Origin of the sequence: Siminovitchia fortis, from assembly GCF_007681465.1 — a bacterium.
Taxonomy (GTDB): domain Bacteria; phylum Bacillota; class Bacilli; order Bacillales; family Bacillaceae_C; genus Siminovitchia; species Siminovitchia fortis.
The window spans coordinates 1-24,568 of the sequence record NZ_VEKZ01000048.1 but is presented as its reverse complement, the minus strand read 5'-3'; the positions used below and the strand labels follow the sequence as shown (position 1 = coordinate 24,568).

20 protein-coding genes are annotated in these 24,568 nt (G+C 39.9%); 15 read left to right on the top strand and 5 right to left on the bottom strand.

Annotation, left to right across the window (positions count from 1 at the left end):
• Positions 1-192 precede the first annotated feature (192 nt).
• From FS666_RS14210 to FS666_RS14185, 6 genes are all read left to right on the top strand, one after another.
• Positions 193-1,038: a MurR/RpiR family transcriptional regulator gene (locus FS666_RS14210; protein WP_120075470.1), complete on the top strand. Its 846-nt coding sequence runs from the start codon at positions 193-195 to the stop codon at positions 1,036-1,038.
• Between the two features lie 23 nt (positions 1,039-1,061).
• A complete protein-coding gene (locus FS666_RS14205) occupies positions 1,062-1,877 on the top strand; it encodes a GNAT family N-acetyltransferase (protein ID WP_144462826.1) in 816 nt (271 codons plus the stop codon).
• The gene (menC, locus tag FS666_RS14200; protein ID WP_144462828.1) at positions 1,867-2,973 is read left to right on the top strand and encodes an o-succinylbenzoate synthase; all 1,107 of its coding nucleotides are present in this window, start codon (positions 1,867-1,869) and stop codon (positions 2,971-2,973) included. Before FS666_RS14205 ends, menC begins: the two co-directional genes overlap by 11 nt.
• Positions 2,974-3,039: 66 nt before the next feature.
• Positions 3,040-4,119: a YkvI family membrane protein gene (locus tag FS666_RS14195; protein WP_120075476.1), complete on the top strand. Its 1,080-nt coding sequence runs from the start codon at positions 3,040-3,042 to the stop codon at positions 4,117-4,119.
• Between the two features lie 191 nt (positions 4,120-4,310).
• A complete protein-coding gene (locus FS666_RS14190) occupies positions 4,311-4,928 on the top strand; it encodes a class I SAM-dependent methyltransferase (protein ID WP_120075477.1) in 618 nt (205 codons plus the stop codon).
• Between the two features lie 217 nt (positions 4,929-5,145).
• The gene (locus FS666_RS14185; protein ID WP_120075479.1) at positions 5,146-5,706 is read left to right on the top strand and encodes an FAD-dependent oxidoreductase; all 561 of its coding nucleotides are present in this window, start codon (positions 5,146-5,148) and stop codon (positions 5,704-5,706) included.
• 299 nt (positions 5,707-6,005) lie between these two features.
• On the opposite strand, the gene FS666_RS14180 is transcribed toward FS666_RS14185, so the two are convergent.
• On the bottom strand, positions 6,006-7,385 hold the full coding sequence (locus tag FS666_RS14180) for an amino acid permease (protein ID WP_120075488.1): 1,380 nt from the start codon (positions 7,383-7,385) through the stop codon (positions 6,006-6,008).
• Between the two features lie 1,158 nt (positions 7,386-8,543).
• Here FS666_RS14180 and dapF point away from each other — a divergent pair.
• Both dapF and FS666_RS14170 read left to right on the top strand, forming a co-directional pair.
• Positions 8,544-9,383 (top strand): diaminopimelate epimerase, encoded by an 840-nt coding sequence (gene dapF / locus FS666_RS14175; RefSeq protein ID WP_120075481.1) that lies wholly within the window; start codon positions 8,544-8,546, stop codon positions 9,381-9,383.
• A gap of 442 nt (positions 9,384-9,825) precedes the next feature.
• On the top strand, positions 9,826-11,100 hold the full coding sequence (locus tag FS666_RS14170; protein ID WP_144462830.1) for a dicarboxylate/amino acid:cation symporter: 1,275 nt from the start codon (positions 9,826-9,828) through the stop codon (positions 11,098-11,100).
• 273 nt (positions 11,101-11,373) lie between these two features.
• Here FS666_RS14170 and FS666_RS14165 read toward each other — a convergent pair whose 3' ends face one another.
• Together FS666_RS14165 and FS666_RS14160 are read right to left on the bottom strand one after the other, a co-directional pair.
• Positions 11,374-11,571: a hypothetical protein gene (locus FS666_RS14165; RefSeq protein WP_120072330.1), complete on the bottom strand. Its 198-nt coding sequence runs from the start codon at positions 11,569-11,571 to the stop codon at positions 11,374-11,376.
• 1 nt (position 11,572) lies between these two features.
• Entirely contained in the window at positions 11,573-12,595 is a 1,023-nt protein-coding gene (locus FS666_RS14160) for a GAF domain-containing protein (protein ID WP_186310926.1), read from the bottom strand.
• A gap of 520 nt (positions 12,596-13,115) precedes the next feature.
• Here FS666_RS14160 and FS666_RS14155 point away from each other — a divergent pair.
• The 7 genes from FS666_RS14155 (at position 13,116) to FS666_RS14125 (ending at position 20,372) form a co-directional block, all read left to right on the top strand.
• A complete protein-coding gene (locus FS666_RS14155) occupies positions 13,116-13,862 on the top strand; it encodes a conserved phage C-terminal domain-containing protein (protein ID WP_120072327.1) in 747 nt (248 codons plus the stop codon).
• Positions 13,855-14,193, top strand: a complete 339-nt coding sequence (locus tag FS666_RS14150) for a replicative helicase loader/inhibitor (protein WP_235870336.1) — start codon at positions 13,855-13,857, stop codon at positions 14,191-14,193. The genes FS666_RS14155 and FS666_RS14150 overlap by 8 nt, the downstream gene beginning before the upstream one ends.
• Entirely contained in the window at positions 14,193-15,488 is a 1,296-nt protein-coding gene (gene dnaB / locus FS666_RS14145) for a replicative DNA helicase (RefSeq protein ID WP_120072323.1), read from the top strand. Before FS666_RS14150 ends, dnaB begins: the two co-directional genes overlap by 1 nt.
• 255 nt (positions 15,489-15,743) lie before the next feature.
• Positions 15,744-16,136, top strand: coding sequence for a helix-turn-helix domain-containing protein (locus FS666_RS14140; protein WP_144462834.1), 393 nt, complete (start codon positions 15,744-15,746; stop codon positions 16,134-16,136).
• Positions 16,129-16,911 (top strand): ImmA/IrrE family metallo-endopeptidase, encoded by a 783-nt coding sequence (locus tag FS666_RS14135; protein WP_186306567.1) that lies wholly within the window; start codon positions 16,129-16,131, stop codon positions 16,909-16,911. The genes FS666_RS14140 and FS666_RS14135 overlap by 8 nt, the downstream gene beginning before the upstream one ends.
• On the top strand, positions 16,904-17,773 hold the full coding sequence (locus FS666_RS14130; RefSeq protein WP_144462838.1) for a hypothetical protein: 870 nt from the start codon (positions 16,904-16,906) through the stop codon (positions 17,771-17,773). The genes FS666_RS14135 and FS666_RS14130 overlap by 8 nt, the downstream gene beginning before the upstream one ends.
• Before the next feature lie 724 nt (positions 17,774-18,497).
• Positions 18,498-20,372: an AbiA family abortive infection protein gene (locus FS666_RS14125; RefSeq protein WP_144462840.1), complete on the top strand. Its 1,875-nt coding sequence runs from the start codon at positions 18,498-18,500 to the stop codon at positions 20,370-20,372.
• A gap of 191 nt (positions 20,373-20,563) precedes the next feature.
• Here the strand turns inward: FS666_RS14125 and FS666_RS14120 are convergent, their stop codons facing one another.
• Positions 20,564-23,551: a type III restriction-modification system endonuclease gene (locus FS666_RS14120; RefSeq protein WP_144462842.1), complete on the bottom strand. Its 2,988-nt coding sequence runs from the start codon at positions 23,549-23,551 to the stop codon at positions 20,564-20,566.
• Between the two features lie 15 nt (positions 23,552-23,566).
• Positions 23,567-24,493 carry a DNA methyltransferase gene (locus tag FS666_RS14115; protein WP_144462844.1) on the bottom strand — a complete coding sequence of 309 codons (927 nt, stop codon included), beginning with the start codon at positions 24,491-24,493 and terminating at the stop codon, positions 23,567-23,569.
• Between the last annotated feature and the right edge of the window lie 75 nt (positions 24,494-24,568).

Below are 24,568 nucleotides of genomic sequence, written 5' to 3'. Positions count from 1 at the left end.
TTGCGCTTTTCTTATTTAGCAAAATGAAAAGGATCATTTTCTATGGCTGGGAATGAATCTCCACAAACTATCTGAAAAGTCATTGTGTGCAGACGCCAAATATGATAAGTTTATAAAATAAAATGAAGTTTAAACTTCATATTCAATAAATTTAAAAGTTTTAACTTCTTTATGTGATGTGGGTGAACAGTAATGAAACTGATGGAATTGGTTCAGTCCCAATACGGCAATCTATCAAAGGGACAGCAAAAGGTTGCCAAATATTTGCTTGAGAATCCCAGGGAGTTTGCGCTTCATTCTGCCAAAGAGATTGGAGAAAAAACCGGTCTCAGTGAGACGACAGTGATCCGTTTTTGTTATGCCATTGGCTTGTCAGGGTACTCTGAGCTTCAAAAAAACGTACGTGATCAATTTATTTCTGAAAAAAGCAGTCTAGCCAACTATTATTCTTCGAAATTGGACATAGTGGATGAACCCCGCTTTTTTGAGCAGGTTATGGAGAAAGATATCCAGTTTATCCGGGAAACAATCGTACGCATCAATGAAGCTGATTTTCAAAAAGCCGTTGATTTGCTGGAATCAGCCGAAAAGGTATATATATGCGGGCTGAGATCATCTTTTTCAATGGCAAATTGGCTCGCTTTTTCACTTGGAATTGTCAGAAAAAATGTGCAATTGATCCGGAGAGATACAGACGATGTTTTATCCATGATTTCCGGAATGAACAGCGATTCTGTCTTTGTTGCACTATCTTTTCATCGATATATGAAGGAAACACTTCATATTGCAGAAATGGCCAAAAGCAAAGGGGCATGCATTGTTGGGATTACGGATTCGCCGGTTGCACCGCTCCGGGACATTGCCGATATTCTGTTGCCGCTGTATTCTGCGGAAATGTCCACCCTGGATATTGCCCCAGCGTTGATTTCATTCATCAATGCCGTTGTGGCAGGTGTGACAATCAAAGACAAAGCTAAATTTGAAAAACGGAAAGAAGAATACGAAAGAATGAATAGCGAAGGTCTATTCTTTAGTTAATTTGAAAAAAAGAGGTAAGTGAAATGGTTGAAATACGCACGCTTCATACAACTCATGAGTTACAGCTTGTACAAAAACTAGAGAAAACCATTTGGGGTATGGAGCCGATTCCAATCCATCAAACAATCACCGCAGTCAAGAATGGCGGACTGATGTTGGGAGCGTTCATTGGGGATGAACCTGTAGGAGTCAGCTACAGCTTTCCCGGGTATACCAATGGAAAAAGTTATTTATGCTCGCACCTGCTCGGTGTTCATCCGGACTGCCAGCATAAAGGGATTGGAAGAAAGTTAAAAGAAGAACAAAAAGAAGCCGCGTTGAAATTGGGATACACTATGATGACGTGGACGTATGATCCTCTTGAAAGCAAAAATGCCTATTTGAATTTATCCAAGCTTGGCGGAATTTGCTCAACATACGTAGAGAACTGTTATGGAGACATGGATGATTCGCTGAATGCCGGACTTCCGACGGACCGTTTCAAATTAGAATGGTGGATTGATCGCCAATTTATTATTCCAAAATGTGAAAAACAATTCAAAATATCCTGGGAATCTGTACAGGAAGGCATGCCTAAGCTGGCCGATGTTGATTCAGCACTATCCGGGATTGGGGATTGTGACTCCGTCTATGTACCGGTTCCTTCCTTTTTCCAGGAACTGAAACAGAAAGACAAACTGCTTGTCATCGATTGGCGGATGAAGACCCGGAAAATCTTTCAAACATTGTTTGCCAAAGGATTCGTGGCGGTTGCACTTGAACGGGAGCAAACGGGACCTGTCCATTATTATAAATTGGTCAAACAAGAATTAATGGGAGTTGAAAAACATGAAAATTAAAGAAGTAACGTTGCGCCTTTTGCAAATGAAGCTGAAGTTTCCATTTACGACAAGTTTTGGGACATTTCAGGACAGAGATTTTATTTTACTTGAAGCGAAAGACGAAAATGGCCGCTCAGGTTGGGGTGAATCAGTAGCTTTTCATTCACCGTGGTACAGTGAAGAAACGATGAAAACGAACTGGCATATGTTAGAGGATTATTTAATTCCTGCGTTATTGAATCAGGAAATTACACATCCGGATGAAGTTTCCGAGGTTTTTTCCAATATCCGTAAAAACAATATGGCCAAATCAACGATTGAAGGTGCGGTTTGGGATTTGTACAGCCAGCAAAAAGGCGTTTCCCTTGCTTCTGCACTTGGTGGAAAAAAATCGAAGATAGAAGTCGGCATCAGCATCGGCATCCAGGAAACAGCTTCGGATCTTTTACGAATTATTGAAAAGCAGGTAGAAGACGGCTATAAACGAATGAAAGTAAAAATCAAGCCGGGCTGGGACGTTGACGTGATGCGAGAGGTAAGAAAAGAGTTTCCGGATGTTCCGCTCATGGCAGATGCGAACTCCGCTTATACGTTAAAGGATATTGATACATTAAAAGCGTTGGATGAATTTGATCTGATGATGGTGGAACAGCCTTTGGCATCTGATGACATTATTGACCATGCCAAGCTGCAACAAGCGATTACCACTCCGGTTTGTCTTGATGAAAGCATCCATTCATATGAAGATGCAAGAAAAGCGATTGAATTGGGAAGCTGCCGTATTATCAACATCAAAATTGGACGTGTCGGCGGCCTATCCGAATCCAAACGTATTCATGACTTGTGTGAAAGCCATGATATCCCTGTTTGGTGCGGCGGCATGCTCGAATCTGGAATAGGCCGGGCACATAATGTGGCGTTGACAACTTTATCCAATTTTACAATGCCAGGCGATACGGCTGCGTCTTCACGCTACTGGGAGAAAGATATTATTACACCGGAAGTTACGGTTACAGATGGTTATATTACTGTTCCTGATCAACCGGGAATTGGTTATGAGCCTGATGTGGAAGCCATCGAAGGTTTTACCGTTGAGAAGAAAACATTTAGATAAGGAAAAAGAGTATTTCTTTTTCCTTGTTCGTCAAATTGACAAAAAATTTAAACAAAGGGGATAATCATGAAAAAAAGCATTCAAATTGGCGGAGCTTTTATCGGTTTAATTGTTGGAGCCGGTTTTGCCTCAGGACAGGAGATACTACAGTTCTTTACAAGTTTTGGCTGGTTAGGAATAATTGGTTCGGCGGTAGCCACTTTCTTATTTGCTTTTTTGGGTATGAACCTTGTCCAGCTTGGAAACCGTCTGCAAACAAACTCCCATAAGGAGGTCATTTACCATATCTGTGGTAAGTATCTGGGAATCGCAGTCGATATTTTAATGACCTTCTTTTTATTCGGTGTTACGGTTGTCATGTTCGCCGGAGCAGGCTCCATATTTGAACAGCAGTTTGGCATACCGGGAATCGTCGGTAACATTTTACTTGCACTTATCACTATCATTGTCGTTTGTCTTAACATTGAAAAGGTAATTTCAGCCATAGGTATTGTCACACCGTTTCTGATTTTGGCGGTTATCATCATTACTATCTATTCATTGTCTACAATGGATGTCACCTTTGCACAAATTCAGGAAGCCGCAAACACTCAAAAACCCGCTGCTTCCAATTGGGTGCTTGGCTCACTATTGTATGTTTCCTATAATATCGCTGCTGGAGCCGCCATGCTTGCTGTTATGGGGGGAACGGTAAAAGATGAAAAAACAGCAGGATGGGGTGGAATTATCGGTGGCGTCGGATTGGGTGTTTTGATCTTTTTTATCAATATCGGAATGTTTGCAAAATTGGATGTTGTTTCGGGAACAGATATGCCGATGCTGCATTTGGCAAATGAAATTTCTCCCGTCTTTGGTGCTATTATGTCCATTGTTTTATTGGGAATGATATTCAACACCGCGGTAGGGATGCTGTATGCTTTTACCGCACGAATTAGTAAAACAGATACGCCAAGGTTTAAGGTCCTTGTCGTCATTTGCGGAGTTGCCGCATTCGGTGCAAGCTTTGTCGGCTTTATTACACTTGTTGGAACAGTCTACCCAACTATGGGGTACCTTGGATTTACATTAATTGCAGCGATTATTGTCGCATGGTTCAGATGGAAGCAGAAACCAGAAGTTCAGGATATGGGCAAACCCGCATCTTAATAGAGGAGATCTTTTTCTACGATTTGAGAATCTACTTTTTCGCTTTTACAAACTCTGAGTTGGCGGTGCATATCGGGGCTGTCGAGAAAATCAGTATTTGCTGATTTTGTCGCCGGCCTCATTTCTTCTATCTGAATAAACTTCCTAATAGATGCTATATTTAAATAAACCAGAGCGGGGGAAGTGATGAGTTGGAAAGGGAGAAGCTGATACGTATTTTTGATAGGCAGGCGGCAAGATACGCAAGCAATAAAGACCCCTCCAGTTTAAGAAGGTGGAGAAGGCAATTGCTGAGCCACGCGGAGGGCGAGGTTTTAGAACTGGCTGTTGGGGCGGGAGCCAATTTCCCATACTATCCTGCAGAAGTAAAAGTAACGGCCGCCGATTTCAGCGAAGAGATGCTGGCTGAGGCTCGAAAAAAAGCATCAGCCTGCAACATACAAGCTGAGCTGATCTGTACGGACATAGAGAAAATGGAATTTTCCTCTCACTCATTCGATACAATCGTGTCGACTTTATCATTCTGCTGCTATGAAAACCCCTTGGATATGCTGAAAAAGATTCAACGTTGGTGCAGGCCTGATGGAAGAATATTATTGCTGGAGCACGGAATCAGCTCCAATTTTTTCGTTTCCAGTACTCAAAGGGCTTTGAATCCGCTTTTATATAAAATGATCGGCTGTCACCAAACGCGAGATATCTTAAAGCTGGGACGGGATTCCGGTTTGAACGTCCACAGGTCGGAAAGCCACTGGCTCAATATGTTTCATATTATTTGGGCAAGCCCGGGGACAGAAGAGATATTTTAAAAAAGATTGCGGGAAGTCAAGTCGCCTGCCTTGAATATTTTCAACGAAGATGAAGCCGGCCGCTTCTGACCGGCAGGAGCGCCCAGTACAGACCGTGGAATGTTCAATGCAATCGTTATAAAAACTCTATATGAGCATCTGCCGCCTAATTTTTCAGAAAATATGTTATACTGCACGTGTAAAAGCTGTTGAACAATATCCAAAGGAGTGGATACATATGTATGATATCGCAATCATTGGGGCAGGAACGGCCGGGGGAAGTGCGGCCATCTTTGCGGCCAAGGCCGGAAAGAAAACGATCGTCATTGACAGCGACAAGAGTATGACCAAGCGTGCCTGGATTAAGAACCATTACGGCATCGAGGATATCACTGGCCCTGAATTAATTGAAACGGGGAAAAAGCAGGCGAAGAGCTTTGGGGCGGAAATTGTTCAGGATACAGTTGTCAATGTGACAAAGACCGAGAACGGCTTGAAGGTCGAAGGGGAAAACGGGACATATGAAGCCAAGCATGTCATCCTCGCAACAGGCGCTTTGGTTGCGCTGGCCGAAAAAATCGGGGTGAAAACAAAACCGGGCACCGAACCGAGAATCAAGACGATTGTCGATGCCGGAGTCGATGGGAAAACAAATATTGACGGCATCTGGGCTGCCGGAACCGTAGCGGGAGTCAGCGTCCACACTATCGTAACAGCGGGTGACGGGGCTAAGGTGGCGATCAACGTCATCTCCGAACTGAACGGTGAGCGCTACGTGGACCATGATGTGTTAAAGTGAAATGATAACCGAATCGCGGTTGAGCCTGAATAGGTACATGTCCATTTGAAATCACAGCCCCGTTATTTTTAAGATTACTTTATTCTAACATTTTTTCATAGGAGATGGAGATGAACAGTTTTTTGTGTCATATTAGCCTCTCTAAGAGCCAGCGGGATTTTCTTCAATGAATTTTACAGACCCTATTTCATGGATGAATATACAAATCATCAAACTTGCACCATATTCGTATTCGCAAACCTTCTTTTAAGATAATGATGATAAAAACCTCCCGGAAACGGGAGGTTTTAGAAGGTTGGTTAATTTTTACCGTGTGATTGGCTTATTTTTAGCTTGTCTATACTACTATTACTCTGCTTCCGATAGAATATAAAATATATAGAAACAACACCAATTGCGATCAGGCTGGTCATTATTACTTGTATTCTCATCGATTCAATGAAGAACATGGCGACATAAATTCCCAAAATAACGATCATCGTTGCGTAGGTCAAATAAGGGAACAACCACATTTTAATAGGAATCTGCCCATGCTCTTTTTCAATTTTCCTGCGCATGTTCAACTGCGCAAAACAGATAATGAGGTAGACAAGCAAAGCGACCGCTCCTGACGAGTTAATAAGGAAGAGAAACACCTTGTCAGGGGAGATGAAATTCATGATTACAGCAACATACGAAAATACGGTGCTGAGAAGGATTGCCTGAACAGGTACTCCTTTTTTACTCAACTTCAACAGCGATTTCGGCGCATCACCCTGCTTTGCCATCCCGTATAATGTTCTAGAGTTTGCATACAATGCTGAATTGAGACAAGACAACACGGCTGTCAGTACGACAAAATTCATAATCTGTGCAGCGGCAGGTATTCCAATATAATCCAGGACAGCAACGAACGGACTTACAAGAATATTAGCCGAGTCCCAAGGCAGGAGTGTCACGACGATGGTGATGGAGCCGATGTAAAAAACAAGAATCCTCCAGATAACACTATTTGTCGCAATCCTAACAGACTTTACAGGATTTTGGGACTCTCCTGCTGCAATGGCAACAATCTCAGTACCCATAAAAGAAAAAATCACGACGGTGATTCCAAGAAGTACAGCACCAAACCCTTCAGGCATAAACCCTCCGTTCCCAATTAAATTTGCTGTACCGGGGGCTTCGACATTTGGATACCAACCGAAAATGACAGAAAGTCCAAGAACAAGAAATAGAGTGATGGCAACAACTTTGATGAGAGAGAACCAATACTCAAATTCACCAAAGGACTTAACAGAAAATAAATTCGTCATTGTCAAAAGAACCGTTAAAATTAGACTCATAAGCCATATGGGGAAGTCGGGAATCCAATATTGGATGATTGCTGCCCCGGCCAAGGCTTCAATGGCAATTACAACAGTCCAGAAAAACCAATACAGCCATCCGATCGCAAAACCGGCCCATGGCCCAATTGCCACATTTGCATAAGTGGCGAAAGATCCACTTGTTGGGTAAGCAGAGGCCATTTCACCAAGCATCCGCATAACCAGTACGACAATAAGCCCGGCAAATGCATAGGACAGGATTGCCCCAGGCCCCGTCGCATTAATAACAGCCCCACTTCCTATGAAAAGCCCGGCCCCTATAACACCAGCTATTGAAATCATGCTAATATGGCGTGTTTTCAGATCCGCTTTCATTTCCGGCTTTCTGTCTTCTTCACGTTGTTTCTGTATTGGCGCTTTTTCTTTGTTCACGAAAGCTACTCCCCCTCCAAGTGATTCTAAGGTGCTTTTTGTAAGCGTGTTCATAAAGTGATTTAAAGGATTTACAAATCATGTTAACATAGGAAATTGCTTTTTTCTTTACACATTCTGTAAATAAACGGAAGCAAATACTTGACACTTAGTTAAACCGCTTTCACAAAACGTCATTACATCAATGTTTTAACGACTATACTGCAAAAGACCTATTTTACACTGCAAAAACAGTTTTGAGCGAACAATGCTGGCGAATGCCCGTACGGACACGGAAAAACAAATGAAAATTAATGAAATCGTAAATAATCTTTTTCCGAGAGATTCATTATAGTAAGCTAAAAGACTGTTGATATTTCTTAACTATATTTGGATGAATACGATATAAATGCACTAGCTTCTGAAATATTCCTCAAAAGTTTTAAAAACACAAAAAAGCTCCTAAAGAAGAAGTAAGACGCAAAAGCGTGGCTACCCACCAACTTCAACTTTAGGAGATGGTAAAAATGGCTGTTCATCAAATGAACAAAAGCTAACTAAATAAGTGGGTAACCACCAGTCTCCAGGTTTCGTGCGGCCTTTTTTAAGTTACCAATCACTGACTGAATTGCACGGAGTATGTTTTACCATTTTTTGTATGCGCTTTGCAAAGCTAGTGATATAAATGCCCTCATAGGGATTGATATTTTAATAAACAGTCAAAGAACCTGGAATTAGTTCAAAATCAATAATCAAAACGGCGAATTTAATAGCAGTGATGAAGGCGCATTTCTTGATCGGGGATGCGCCTGTTTAAGATTTTTCCTTATTTAAGATCATATCATGCAGCTTGTTGGTTCAATGATGCATTGATACGAATATTCGGCAGTTTTTGCTTTATTCACTTATAAAACTTACAATATTAAATGAAGTTGCATTTTTTAAAAAACACTTTGAATACCGTTTATTTTTAATCATCTTAACAAAAAGTATTATGTTGGTATGGAACTTGCTAATATTACTATTTAACCACGCCCGCAAAGAATCAAGCCATTATTGTAAACGATACCATCCTAAGCTAGAAGGTTTGGGAAGGTAAACTTTAATAGGGGTGATCTCACATTGAAAAAAGTTCCATTTAAAAAAATGCATGGGTGCGGCAATGATTTTATTATTATTGATAATCGGGAAGCTCTAATGAAAAGCTTTGAGCTTTCCCGTTTTGTCAAGTCAGTCTGCACCAGAAGGTTCCATATTGGTGCAGATGGTCTCATGTTATTGGAAAAATCCACTATAGCAGATTTTAAAATGAGATACTTCAATTCAGACGGCAGTGAAGGGGAAATGTGCGGAAACGGAGCACGCTGTATCGTGAAATATGCACATTTAATGGGAATAGCCAGGGAGGTAATGACATTCGAAACCTTGAATGGAATTTACGAAGGAAGAATACTCAATGGGAAGGTCCAAATTAAATTTCCGCCCATACCGATTAAAGACTTCAACCTTAATCAACCTTTTCCTTCGGATGAAAACGATTTCTACCATTTTGCTTGGGTTGGCGTACCTCACACGGTCTTTATTGAAAGGCGAATTGATGAAAAACAGGATAAAGATTTTATACAGTGGGCGAGAAAGATCAGACACAATCCAGCCATCTGTAAAAGTGGAACGAATGTAAACTTAATTGAAATATTGGATAAAAATCAAATGAAGATTAGAACGTTTGAACGTGGAGTGGAAGATGAGACATTGGCCTGTGGTTCTGGTGCGACCGCTTCGGCAATTATATCAAGTTTATTGGGTCATGTATCTTCTCCTGTGAACGTTCATGCCAAAGGAGGGGTTTTGACGATTTCCTTTCGAATCACTAAAGACGATGTTCAAGATATAGTTTTGGAGGGAAATGCGGTTGTTGTTGCCGAGGGAGAACTTCTGTCAGAAGCATCGGTCAGTGTATAAAGTGGAAAGGGAGAGGATGGATAAGAAAAATGTATTTACACGGGACATCTAAGATTAATAAATATAAGCGCCTGTACACGAAACAGCAAGAATATCTCCTGGTTGAACCGAATTCCAAGACCAGCAGTTGTATTTGCAAGAGCGGGCTGCCTGAAATTTCAGTTATGAAGATATCATTCAAAGAGACCGTTTAACTCATGTCAATTCCCCATCTTCGAAGAAGGAGGTGGATCGGGTCAAATGTATTTGAGAGACGAATGGCCTAGTGAAAAAATCAACCGATTTTAAAAGTTGATAGAAAAGCAGAAACATATTTCAACGAAGAACCGAAAAAATGAAATTTATTGTGTCTTTCTGATTCCGAATATTCCCATTATGTGCAACCTGTATTTATATTAAATCAAATGAGACAGGAAGCTAACAAACATAGGAGGTAATGACTTTGGCAAAAAAATTAAAAGCCTATCGATTTCCACTCATTCTTCTTTCCTCCATTATGATCGGTTCCATTATCGGTCTGATTTTTGGTGAAAAGGCTGGTATTATTCGGCCGCTTGGAGATTTATTCTTAAATTTACTTTTCATGGTAGTGGTGCCACTTGTATTCTTTTCCATTTCATCGGCTGTTGCCAACATGGATAGCATGCGCCGGCTTGGTAAAATCATGGGGTCGATGATAACCATTTTCGTGATTACTGGTATTATTGCATCTGTTACGATGGTTGTTGCGACTATTATTTTTCCGATGGGGTCTGGTGTTGATATCCCTTTGGAAACTCCGGAAAATGTAGAAAAGGTTACACTTTCAGATCAACTCGTAAACACTTTCACCGTTCCGGATTTTGTTGAACTGTTTTCACGTCAAAACATGTTGGCTCTCATTGTATTTTCTGTCCTCATTGGATTAGCAACAGGGTTAACCGGGGATGTCGGCAAACCGTTTGCCAGATTTCTTGAAAGCGGTTCTGAAATATTTATGAAGGTCATTCAAATCATTATGTATTATGCACCCATCGGTTTAGGAGCTTATTTCGCTTCTTTGATAGGAGATATGGGTGCGGAATTGATTGGTGATTATGCTCAAGCATTTCTCCTTTATTATCCGGTTTCCATTCTTTACTTTTCTATTGGATTTACACTGTATGCCTTTCTTGCAGGGGGAAAAAAGGGGGTTGCCCGTTTTTGGAAAAATATCCTTACCCCGGCAGCAACGGCATTGGGAACTGGAAGCAGTTTTGCCACTCTGCCGGTAAACTTACAAGCTGCTAAAAACATAGGCGTTCCGAAAGATATCCGGGAAACCGTATTGCCTCTTGGGGCAACCATTCACATGGATGGATCTTGTCTGTCAGCAATCCTTAAAATTGCTTTTGTGTTTGGTGTGTTCAACATGGATTATAGCGGAATCGATACGTTTCTAACAGCCATTGCTATTGCCTTATTGTCCGGTGTTGTAATGAGCGGAATTCCTGGCGGGGGCTTCATTGGAGAAATGGTCATTGTTACATTCTATGGTTTGCCGATACAAGCATTGCCCATTATTTCAGCCATCGGTGTCGTCGTAGATCCACCTGCGACCATGCTCAACTCTACTGGGGATACCGTAGCAAGCATGCTTGTCACAAGACAATTAGAAGGAAAAGAATGGATGGACAAAGTAAATGTTGAAGAACAACAAACGGCGTATATGCAAGGGATGAAGAAGGAAACGATGTGATGAAAATAATAAAGGATGAGGAAGTTTCAGCTGAGGGAATGTTTTAAAAATAAAATGGTATAAAAGCGAGCATTTGGATGTGGCTTCATGCTACGGGACAACAAAGCTGCTTACAGCTATTTTTGAAAAGGAAGAGGGATGAAGAGTACTAAGTTAAAAGGGATGATGATTCCGAAATAAATAGGATCGACCCCAATCTTGATCTCTTCTCTTTTATAAACTTTTCTGCAAACAAAGAGGTTTTTATCAATTAAAACCTCTTTGTTTCTGGTTTTATTTGTATCTAAATCTAAAGCGTTTTAAAGCTCTTTGTTTTGAAGTGGAATAAGGAATTCTTGGTTTAAACTTAACTGCTTGGGCAATCTCTTTTTCCAACTGATCTCCTTCTTGAAGCAGCTTGTTTGCTTCCATTAATATTTTATCGATGTCTTGGTATCCAGTCTTTTTTACGGATTGTTGAACAGCAGTCATTTTAAAATCCCTCCTTATTCCCTTTTATTGTATCATATTGAAGAATTAACGTACACATTCGTGCGTAAAATTCCACTGTCCGTAAGTCGGCTTCACTAAAACCATTCATTGCTTCAGACTGAAGGCATAGCACTCCCAGAATTTGATCGTCCACTTTTAAAGGGAACCCTAAAATTGATCCGATTGGTGTGGCTGGCAGCCCTTGATCATTAAACCGTTTGTCACTATTATCGATAACATTTACTATAGATGGCTTCCCTTCTTCCCAAATATATCCTGCAAAGCCAACGCCCTTTTTAAATGTTCTTTTGGCAATTGATTCTGCATTTATTCTTACGGACTCAATAATTTTTAATTCATCATCATGAACTTTGAATAAAGAAATGGATTTATCAGACTGGTCTTTTTCAAGTACGGTGATGCATTCGTCAAGAATATAACGGAGCATTTGATTTGTAAGATCATCACTTTTATTTTTAAACAGAAAGTTAAATGATCTTAGCAAGCGATTTGAATTATCATTATGTCTAATTGATACACGGAGTTTATCCTCCATTGACTTAAGGGTTTCTTTTAATTTTCTCGTGTGCTCTTGACTTCTTTGGAGGAGTTTTTGCGTTAATAACAACTTAGTACTGACTTCTTTGTATCTTCGCTGAAGTAATAAAGGCCCCTTCGTAAATTCAGGGTCATAAAAAGGATTTGGAAAGCTCAACCCTGAAGTTCCTATTGGATCCCCTGTGCTTCTCCAATAATCCCCAATTAGTCTTACTAACTTATATGTAAGAAATACGATTGCAACAAAGCTGATAACATGTATCTCAGTTATATCCGAATCTTTCAACCTTTCAATACCAGAAATATTTGCCACCCAAGTTAGAAAACGAGCTAAAGGTACAGTCATTCCATAAATTGTAGCTGCTAATAGAATGAATGCTAAAAGATAACAAAAAATAATCTTTCCCACGGAAGTAGTTTTTTCGTTTTCTGTCTGCCCGTTGTAATCTCTTTCAATTTCCGGCATCATGTCACCTCCACCCTTAAGGCTCGATTAAGTATTGTTTACTTATGTCAACTTTTATTACAAAGGAAGAAAAACTCCCTGAGTTTCTAGGTGGGGGAGACAAATGGAGAGGAAAGACTTTTGTAAGGGAGTCTTGTTATTTCTATTGCAATAGAACATACATTCGCAAGTCAAGATTTAGCTATAGTTGGATCGGATGGGCTTTTTAAGGAGGAATATAACAATCAAGCTCCGCTTTCATTTACTTTTTATGTGCCGCCGTTTTTTCCGGATCCCAAATATAATAGACGGCAATCTTCTGATATAATTTTGCACCATATTCACGAACTTTTCCTTTTTTCAAGACTCCCATACTTCAAAGTGACATTTGCTTTGCAGTCCGGCCCTTTATAGCAACTTTGCCCTTCAGGGTGTCCTTTTTCAAAGAAGCCCTGTATATAGAAGGTGACAACAGCGGCAGGTGCAGGAGGCTGACAGCTTTCATCGCTGCTGATTTTTGCAAAAAGAGGGGGAAGGTTCGATGAGCAGATTGTTGATTGAGGAGCATCCCGTGCTGATTATTCCGTCGCTGGCTGTGAAGCTTGGGATAAGAGAAGCGGTGGTGCTCCAGCAGATGCATTATTGGATTGTAAAAAGCACGCATATCAGGGAGAAACGGAAGTGGGTCTACAACACGTATAAGGATTGGCATGAACAGCTCCCGTTCTGGTCGGAGAGGTCGATTAGACATACGATCTATTCGCTTGAGAAGAAGGGATTGCTGCGGTCTGCGATGTTCAACAAGTCGAGAATGGACCAGACAAAATGGTATACGATCGATTATGAAAAACTGGCCAAGTTGGATATCCAGGATCCGCAGGTCCAATCACCTGCCTTGCACGGTCAAATGAGCTGGCAGCGGCTGGCAGATGAGGAGGTCAGTTTGACCAAACCAATACCAGAGATTACTACAGAGACTACAACAAAGAAAATACATATTCCCTTTTCCGAGATCGTTGAATACTTAAATTCGAAAACAGGATCGGCCTACAAGCCGAGTACGAAGCGGACACGGGATCTGATCCGTGCACGCTGGAATGAAGGGTTCACCTTGAAGGACATGAAGAAAGTCATTGACCTGAAGACAGCGGAATGGCTGCACAATCCGTATTGGAGAAAATATTTACGCCCGGAAACATTGTTTGGAACGAAATTTGAGTCGTATCTGAACCAGAAGCCGACGGTAAAAAGAGTGTGGCGTGAGGAGGAGTTTAACCTTGATGACTAAGCGGGAGACGTTTTCGCTGATGGCAAGAATTGCGGTTTACTACGAACAATTCGAGCTGGATCAGAAAAAGCTGGATTCGTGGCATGAGGTGCTGAAGGACTGCAATCTCGAGGAGTTGGAAGCTGCTCTACACGAGCATGTATCGGCTTCTGTGTACCCTCCGAAGATCGCCGATCTGCTGAAGAAGCCGGCATCGGCGCGGGTGGTGCCAGACCCTGAAGAAACGGAAAGGATCACGGCTGGGAATGAAAAGCCTGCCAGCCGCGAAGTGGTGGAGAGTGAGCTTGCGAAGGTGCGAGCCATTTTGGGTAAAGGCAGAGGAGAATTTTGATGGAGGCAAGGGCGCTGTACAGCCGGGAAGTGGAGGAGGCCTTTGTGGGAGCGCTCTTGCTGGATGGGGATTTGGCAAAAGAGTGCACCATCAAGCCCGGGCAGCTGTATATGTCCAGATTGCGGGTGCTGCTTGCGGCTATTCAGCGTCTATGTAAAAAAGGGGAGCCGATCGACCCGGTGTCCGTCATCCAGGAAGTCGGCCTGGACAATGTGGAGAGTGTCGGCGGCATCAGCTATGTGACGGACCTGGCCGCCCGTGTACATACAACCGCCAATGTCTGGCATTACGAGAAGCTGATCCAGGAATATGACCAAAAAAGAAAGGCGGTGAAGGTCGCAAGCCGGATTCAAGAAGGAGTACAGGGAGAAGACATTTCCACCGTGCTGAAAAACGGCATCCAAGATCTAGTGAAGCTCGAAGAGGGTTTGGTCGATGAGGAGTTGGGCGATATTTCTTCGGGTCTTGTCGATCTTTACGTGGAGTCCGAAAAAGATCAAGGAGAGGTGACCGGCATTTCCTCCGGCTTTCGACATTGGGACCGCCTGACCGGCGGGCTGCAGGAGTCGGAGCTGCTTGTCATTGGGGCACGGCCGAGCATGGGCAAAACGGCATTTGCCTTGAACCTCGCATTGACCGCTGCAAGACAGGATGTGGTAATCATTTTTTCACTGGAAATGCCCAAGCATCAGCTACTGAGAAGGGCAGTTGGCCTGGCGGGAAGTATCAGCTCGGTAAAAATGAGAAATCCACGGCGCCATTTCGAGGAGGCCGATTGGGCGAAACTGACGGGGGCCATGGGAATGTTGTCCGAGGCGAACTTGCATATTTTCGATAAGCCGGCGATGGATATCGGCTACATGTGGGCAAAGGTGCGTAAGCTCCGTAGGGAATACGGCAACGGTAAAAGGTTCCTCGTCATCATTGATTATTTGCAGCTTATTGCAGGAGATGCAAAGTACAGGCCGAACCGCCAGGCGGAGATCAGCGAAATCAGCCGGATGCTAAAGATGCTGGCAAGGGATTGCCAAGTGGCAGTGGCAGCCCTTTCCCAGCTAAGCAGAGGGGTGGAGAGCCGGCAGGATAAACGGCCAATCCTTCCCGATCTGCGGGAAAGCGGGCAAATCGAACAGGATGCCGACGTCATCGCCTTCCTGTACCGTGATGATTATTACCGGAAGGATACAGATCAGCCGAACATCGTCGAAGTGATCCTGGCGAAACAGCGGAATGGCCCTATTGGTACCATCAGGCTCACTTTTGACAAGGAGTGTGGGAGGTTTGGGGATGTGTGAGGATAGGCTTATAAATTTGAAAAAGGCGAATTGTTTTTGGAGCTCGGCATCCCTCCACTTGGGACACAAGCAGAATGGATTGGATTCCAGGCACATTCATAAACAAAAACCGCTTTTACCGAATTTTTATTCACTTATTCTTTCACAAAAATTATTTTTGGTGTATTAAACTATAAAAAGTTCGGTATTCATGAATTGTAGTAGTTGCTTGTGGTATAATGACCGTAATAAGGAAACAAAGGAGGGTTGCCCATCATGGCAAAAAAAGATACGAGTTATTCATTTGAAGATCACGTGCAGCAAACTTTGAAAAACATCAATGTTTTTCTCAGGGGTGAAGGACTGAAGAGGAAGCGGCTTGCGCAAAAGTTAGGGATGTCTGAATCGAATTTCTCTGATTATTTACATGGAAAAAGGACAAATGTTTTAGAGTTTTCCGCCAGATTGGCAGAAGTTCTGGGGCTGGAAGGAAATTATTTTGCAGATCCTGATTTTGCCTATCAATCAGCCGAATCTAAGCAAGAACAACAGGCTATGATCTTTTCGAAAGGGACCTTGTCGCCAGAGGGCGAGGAAGGGTTGCATCAGCTGCTTAGAATTTGCGAATTAGTTGAAACGTATGATGTGGGGGATCATTCAGATGCCTGAGCTCACTTTTGATGACCTGCCCGAAGTAATTGAGGTGAACAAGCTGATTGCTTCAGAAATTCATATGAAGGTGGATCAATATCTAAAGAATGATCACCCTAAGGGCTGGAACAAAATAGATGGTGCCAAAAGATTTATTGAGCAAAATCATCATTGTTTAATAGAAGCGCCGATTAACGACCTCACACTGGGAGGGTTTATTAGAATAATCAACAATGACAAATTGATTTGCTATATCAATTCCGCCCAACCCCGCATGTACCAGAACTTCGTTGTATTTCATGAATTGTATCATCTTTTATATAGCCCCAAACAATTGGATGATCTACATTTGATCGAAGCCGGGATGGATAACCGAAGCGAAGAAAGAAAAGCGGACTATTTTGCTTCACTCTTACTGTTGAATGAGCACGAACTCCGCTCCTTTTTTACTGGCTTAAAAGATCAAAAAAAGCCCCTTCATACAAAGATTCTGCTCTGCATGGCTGCATTTAAGGCGCCGTATAAGGCGGTTCTTATCCGGATGTACGAATTGAATCTGATTACTGCCGAACATTTAAAAGACTTCTTTGATAAAAAAGTAAATTTTCATGATGAATTTTGCAAACTCGGCATGGATCCATACATCCTGGAACCAAGCGATGTAATCAATTTTAAAAGCCTGGAAGATCTGATGGTTCAAAATCCGTTGCCGGAGATTGCCCAAACATCAAATCTTAAGGTTTTCGGAGAGATTCAAAACTACTTCTCCAGTAAGAGGCATCGCAATGAGTAGAGATGTAAGCCGGTTTATACGGAAACATACCTCTTTCATCACTGAAATGAAAGACATTGTTGATAGGATATACGAGGCGAAACAGGTTTATCTCTATGATACGTCAGCTATCTCTTCACATGAACTGATTTTTCACAGAAATCGCAATCTGGCTTTTTTGCGTCATATCCAAGGCTCCCCCATTTTGATCACAGACACGATTGCTAAAGAACTGAGACTGGACGAGGATATCGATCGCAGATATTTGGAATATTTCTCTGCTTTCCCCTGCATTCTGTATGTAGAGGAAGAAAAGCTGCTGGATATGCTTGAGGTAGAATACGAAGGAAAACACGCCAAAAGTAAATACTTGATTGCGAGCGAGCGAAGCTTCGCAAGCATTCAATATTTGAGGGAACAGATACGGGAGGCAAAGCGAAACTTTTCAACAGCGGAACACCGGATCATTTCAGCCTATCAATCTTTCTTTGAGGAAAATAAAACGAATAAAGGAGAATTTTCTTTGCTTTGGAGTGCAACGGTGATTGAACAACTGCCATTTAAGACGAGTGTCTGTTTTGTCGGTCTTGACCATGATATTTACGACTTCGCAGAAAGAAGTTTTTTCTCGGGAAAAAACAGCCCGTTTGCCAGCGAAATCACCTTTCTGAGCAATGACGCCCTGCTGCAAAACTGTTACAGAAAGGGCAAGGATCAGATTGCTTTATCTCAACTAATCCCTCTTCTAAGAAACGAAAACAGAAAAGTGCGCTACTTCAGAAAAATAAATGGACTACTCAACCAGAGACCACAAAAGACAACAATAGATAACGAGGAATTCTTAAAACTGTTAGTTCATGATGAAATTGAGGTTATATACTGACGTTGGGTGTGAAGTAGTGGATCAGGCGCACATAAGTGTAAAGTGTCCGTAACAATAATTTTATAACCTTGTCAAGGAAAAGCTAATGTATACTGTTAACTCCATGTAATGGCTTAAAGTCACGAGTATTGCTGGGCAGTCTTCCCGACAAGGTTGCGAATATTTTTCTAAACTGGCGAGTAAGTGTCTAAAGTTGGGAGTCTTTCCGATATTTGACTAAAAACCATTGTACCGGCAGAGTCACTTTACAAGCTGTGTTGCTTAAAGGTTCCGCATTTATATGAAAAAAGCAATAAGTAAGGAGGCGATCAAAGGTTGCAGAGTGAAGGGAAAATTGCTGCTCAAATAAAATAATCAGAACGCAAAGAGTTATTTACCATCCAAAGTAATGTTTGACTCACTTAAAATTAATGTGAAGATGATGTACTTTCAACAGGCGGGAAATACGAATCGGCTCAAAAATCCATTTAAAGAATGGCGTTCTTCTTGGTTTTCTCATTTTTTCTCCATTTTGGGAATCAAGGAGCCTTTTTGCTTCCTAAAAAGTTTGTTTCATCCCATAAGAGGTTTGATAGTGTCTTAACATTTTCATATAATATAAACACATATCTAATGATGTAAGAGTGCTGGTGCCATTGCAGAATATGATACCTAGGGAATTTACTAAAGGAAAACGACGGGATATGATATCTATTATATGTAATGTGCTTGGGAGAGGTATTTAATGATTAATATGGAGTATGATACCTGGAATATTGTTTGTGAAGGAATTTTTAATCAAAGTAAGCAAATTCTAAATAAGTATTTACAATTGTATCCTTTTTCCATACTAACTGAAGATGAAAAGGGGCTGATTAAAAGTGAGGAATTTTTTTATAAATATATCAAAAATGGCGCACTATTCAAGAATAAATTAGTTTTTGATTTTCCGAAACATTATATTCAAAAGAGTAATAGTTCTTTTCGAAATGCCAAGTTGGTATCTCCTCTAATATATATTTATTTGGAATGTGTAGGATATCATGTGTGTAAGTCATACGATAGAGGCTCTATTACGACAAGATGTTATTATGCAGGGAATTTACAGGAGCTAGATTTTCATTATAAAAGGAGCTATGAACGTTTTTATGCTGATATTAATGAATGCTCTCAACGATACCGATATTACTATAAATTTGATGTTACTAATTTCTTTGAAAGTCTAGATATTAATATTTTGTTTAAAAATATTAATACAGAGTCTAATATTCTAGACTCGAGAACCGCTTTAATATATAAAAGGCTAATGCAATCAATTGGAAGCGGAAAGTACCCTATTATAGAAGAATCATGTTCTTTATCATTTTTAGCAACCTTTGTATACTTAGACCTATTTGATAGTAAGATGGGAGAGTTTTTAGATAATTTAAAGGAAATACAAGATTATCAAATGATTAGATATGTTGATGACCTATTTATTTTTTTTAATACAAGTGATGATTTATTAAATGAAGCTATTTCAATTATTAAAAATTCTGTTATTCATTATTATAGAGAGATTAACCTGAATTTAAATGAACAGAAAAGTAGATACGGAGTTTCTAAAGATATAAGTGAAGAATTGGTTGCGGCTTTATATGAGCACTATGTCAATGAACAAGATATAGATATATCCAGCATGTTTGATGAGGATAACATAAAGGCTTTCGTTGATAAATTGTATGAGATTGCGAGGGAGAGATTACATAATCATGATCGGTATAAGGAGATCAAAGATGAGGTTTTTAACAAGTCTGGAATACAGTATTCTTCTGACGAGGTATTTCGATACTTAATTTACTATAATAAGTTAATATTTGAAGATGCAGAACTTATAAGTAAGATAAAAAGATTGGTAAGGGAAGATTACAAGATAATAAAGTACGATACCAAAAATCTGATTAATATGATATTAAACACTCGTAATGGGGACTTAATAAAATTTTTTTTGAACGAGATATTCCGGAATAATAGTTTAGACTCATTTGACATTGCGATGATAATTAATTATTTGATATTGAGGAATTTTCAGCATCGGGATCTACTAAATAAACTAGCTGAATACGAACCAGATATCTATAAATATATTAGCCTATATTGTAAAAGATCTTTTATAAAATCCCTTTTTAAAGAAGAAAATAACAGTTATATGAACCTTATTCTTATTGATGAATATGATTTCAATAAAGATATGAAAGTATGGTATATGTATTTTATGTATCTACATTACAAGAGTAGCGACGACATATTAGAGGAATTTTCATATTATAAATCGTATTTTGATAGAGTTACGGCTCTTTTAATGCATTATAAAGGTATTGAACAGACTTCTAAGGGAAAGCCCAATTACAAAAGGTATTATAAAAAGCAACAAATTATAGGGGACTATAATAAATTAAACTTGCTGATAGATAATACCTCTCTTGAAGCCCTTATTGAGAAAGCACATGATTTAAGGAATCACAATCCAATTAACCATGCGGGTGCCGAAGTAATGGATGATGAAACATTAAGTGTTGCGGAAATAAAAAGTATTATCGATAATTTGGAAAATTTACTAGAAGGGGCCTTTATGAGTTAGTTCTTGGTGAAAGAAAACGTCTAAAAATCCCACTTAAGGATAGGAGTTTTCTTGCTGCCCATAAAATGAAAAAGGCCACTTGCCAACTTCTCAAAATAACTTTAGACTCTACGTTTGACTAACAATTATTTAAGAGTAGTTAGCAGTGGCATATACTTTTGCAAGCCAGGTCGGCAAAATATATTTACTCTTTAAGCTTCAGCTTTAAACTTTTCGTAGCTGTCGGCCAGCTTATATTGGACCTGCGTTTCCAGAGCCTCGAAGTGCTTGCGGCCACAAGTTATTTTTCCATCCTCTATCAGGCGGAGATCCTCTTGATCGGTACTTCCTTTTGTTTCGACAACAAAGTAAAGTGTCTCTGTACCGTCCTTATCGAGAAGAACTGCCCAGTCAGGATTGTAATTTCCTAGTGGTGTATCGATCACAAAGGTTGAGGGGAGTTTTACAAACAACTTAACATCATCATCATTATTTAATTTTTTAGCAAAAGCCCGTTCCACATAAGAATCATAACGGATATGATCATAAACTGATTTGTCATGTGAAACTTCAACTGCATTGGCCTTCATATAGCCAACAAGCTCCTTATGTTCAAACAAGGACTGCTGATAATATGCATGGTCACCAATTCGTTCATATTTAATGCCATCAACAATCAGCTTTTTCTTTTCACGATTGATGATCTTCATCACAGCTTCCATAAAAGCTTGAGGATTTTTTTCAAAGTCATCCAGCCGTTTAGAGTCGATTAAAATGTCCACCAAAGTACGTCTCTTAAGCTTTGTTTGTTCCTGTAGGTAACGGAGGATATCTGGCAGTCGGCGCTTTTCTTCCATGACTTCATAGACACGCATTGTTTGACCTTCGCCCATAATTCCAGATTGGTCTACCTTCAAGATGGCATTCTCTCGCCTGATTTGTCTTGCCTTAAAAGGCTCAAGATGCTGTATAGCTCGTATGCAACGCTCCTTTAAAGTTTCGGAGTCGAGTTCAACTGAGTAAGTAGTTTTATATTTTATCTGATCCCAGAGCTGCTTAAAATCTTCACCAAGAAGGACTTCCTTATTCAGCTTAATCGTCACTTCATCCTTCTTATTGAAAACAGGCAGCTTTTTAATGGATTTTTTGATTACTTCCTCAATGTCATATTTGATATCCTGAAATTCTTCTGGAACATCGAATGTTTCCGAAGCGATCGCTTCTTTCAATGAGTCTTTTACTTTTCCTTGCTTGGAGATAAAGTTCTCTTTAATTAGGAAAGAATAAATTTTAGCAGAGTATTCATAGCCAAGTTCTTTCGCTTCTCCTGTTGTTTCGTCCGTCTTCGTTATAGTGGAAAATGCCTGCTCCTCTATATAACCGAACTTTACGCCTGTTTCTTCTTCCATTTCTTTTTGAAGCGATTCTGCAAATTCTTGATAAGACTCATTGGCTATTACAGTTAGAATATTGACATCTTCATCATATTGGCGTTCGCCATCCTGGTTGACTGCCAATCGAAGCCCTCGGCCAATCTTTTGCCGCTTTGTTAATGGATCCCTTGTTTCGACTAATGTACATATTTGAAATACATTAGGATTATCCCATCCTTCTTTTAAAGCGGAGTGGGAGAAGATAAAGCGTAAGGGTGTTTCAAAGCTGAGGAGTTTTTCTTTTTCCTTCATAATTAATTCAAATGCTGATTCATCATCTTTGTTAGAACGAAGAGTGCCGTCTTTTGTCACTCTGCTGTCTTTGAATTTACCGCTTTTATCCCTAGAAAAATACCCATCGTGAACCTCATCTGCACGTTGATTTGAAATGTACTGGTCTTCCTTAAAGAGGGTATGGTATTTAGGAAGCTTGATTAATTGTGAGTATTCTTCCTCAAACATTATGGCATATTTGCCTTTTTGCCAAGGCTGTCCTATAGGGTAGATACGGTAATTTTCAACTTTATCAATGAAGAACAAAGTGAGTACCTTGACCCCTTTATGTACTAGTTTCAACTCTTTATCTAAATGAGTACGAATGGCTTCCCTAATTTGGTAACGTTTCAGTATATCATCATCAATGCCTCCGATGGATTCACCAAGCCTTAAAATTTTTCCATTCGTGAACTCAACAGATTCATTGCCAGGATAACAATCAATTCCCTCAACGATATATCTCTGATACAAATCACGCTCGCCAGATAACAAAAATAGATTACTTTTACCATTTGGATTGATTTCTTTTTTCACTCTTGTGACTTTGCCGTTTTTCCTTAGCTCATCAATTTCAACAGTTGCCTTATAGCCGTTTTTGTTGGATACACTGATCAATTTAATATATGGATCATTGTGATCATCGTCAGAGTTCACAGATAAGACTTCTATTTTTTTGACAAGCTTTTGGTCGTAAGCGTCGACTGGATCAAGTTTATACATCAGATTGTATGTATCCCTGTGGGTGGCAGAATAACGCAATTTACATAACGGGTTTAAGGAGGCGATAGCTTCCTTCGCCTTATCGGTATTGTCCACACTTTGTGGTTCATCAATGATAACAATCGGATTTGTTTCTTGTATAAATTGAATCGGTTTTTTTCCGTTCATTGTGTCTCGTTCACGGTGGATCAGGTTTGCTTTGTTTTCCTTCTCTGGATCGTCGAAGCTTTTCCTGAAGGCATCAATATTGATAATCATGACTTCTATATTTGTACTTGTTGCATATTCACGTACTTGTTCTAACTTTGAAGAATCATATTTAAAATAATGACAATGCTGCCCCGGATAAAGTTCAGCAAAGTGCTCCTCAGTCATTTGAAATGATTTAAAAACGCCTTCTCGAATTGCGACACTTGGTACCACAATGATGAACTTTGAAAAGCCATATTTTTTATTTAACTCAAAAATAGTTCTAGTATAAACATACGTCTTGCCCGTACCTGTTTCCATTTCGACTGTAAAGTTCCAGTCTTGGATTGAAGTGCTTTTTTTAAGGTGGTTTCGTATTTGTATCTTTTGAACATTTTCAATTACTTCCACCTCAGATAATTCAAGCTTATTTCCAATTCCAACCGTTGTCACTTCTTGTCCAACAATATCACCCATGCTAACAGTAAAATTTGAAACTTTGACCATTTGACCTTCAAAGATATCCGTTATGGATTGAATGGCATCGAGCTGATATTGCTGTTCATCAAACTTGATTTTCATGTCACCATTCCTCCTTTAGATTACTCGAATGTCCTCTACGCCGTAACGCTTTAATATTTGTTGTGCATTTGTACGAACAGTATCGTCTTTAAAGCCTTCATCGTAGAAAACAATGCGCGTTGGCTCTTTCTTAGCCATCTCTTCAATCTGATCTACTGTTAAGTCTCGCTCTAAACAGATTAGCAAGTATCCCATACCAACAGAAAATACTTTCTTTCCTGCAATAACGGTCTGGTCAATTGGAACTGTTAAGTCAATTCCATATTTAAGGAGAATTTCATATACAACATCCTCTTGGGTACGATTCACTTTTATAGGATCAATCATATCTAATAAATCATGTTCCAAATTTAGGGCCTCTTGATCCCATAATTTTAAATTGGTTTCATCAAGTTTGAACACCTTAAAGCCAATATCAATATTCGCTGGGTTAGTTAACCGTTTGATTTCGTTTAAAATTTGATTTCCAGCTAGGCGAATCCTATCTTTTCCGATATCACTTATATTTTTATAGCCAGCTTTGTATGCAGGAGAATCTTTACCAATAGTTTCATCTAATTGAACCATTATGAACCTATTTTTAACATTTTCTTCAGCATTTAATTTCAAAACGGCATGCGCAGTAGTGCCCGAACCTGAAAAGAAATCTAGTACAATATCATCTTTGTCAGTTCCGATTTTACAAAATGTATATATAAGATCAATTGGTTTGGGAAAAGAAAATATTTTTTGTTTAAATATATCCTCTACTTCAGCTGTTCCTCTTCGACTTGTATATGATTTTTCCAGTAATAAACTACGTATTATTTTTTCGGAATGCCTCATCTTTTGTACTATCCGATATTCTCCATCACCTGTCTTATATCCTATAATCTCCTTATTTAGACCATTTTTTGATTTTTCCTTTCCCCATCTCCATACGAATTGAACATTATCTTTCACCGATTTGGGTGGTGTGTAGTGCAAAATAAAAGTGCAGAGTTATGAAACATAAACGTACATAACTTTGCACTTTAT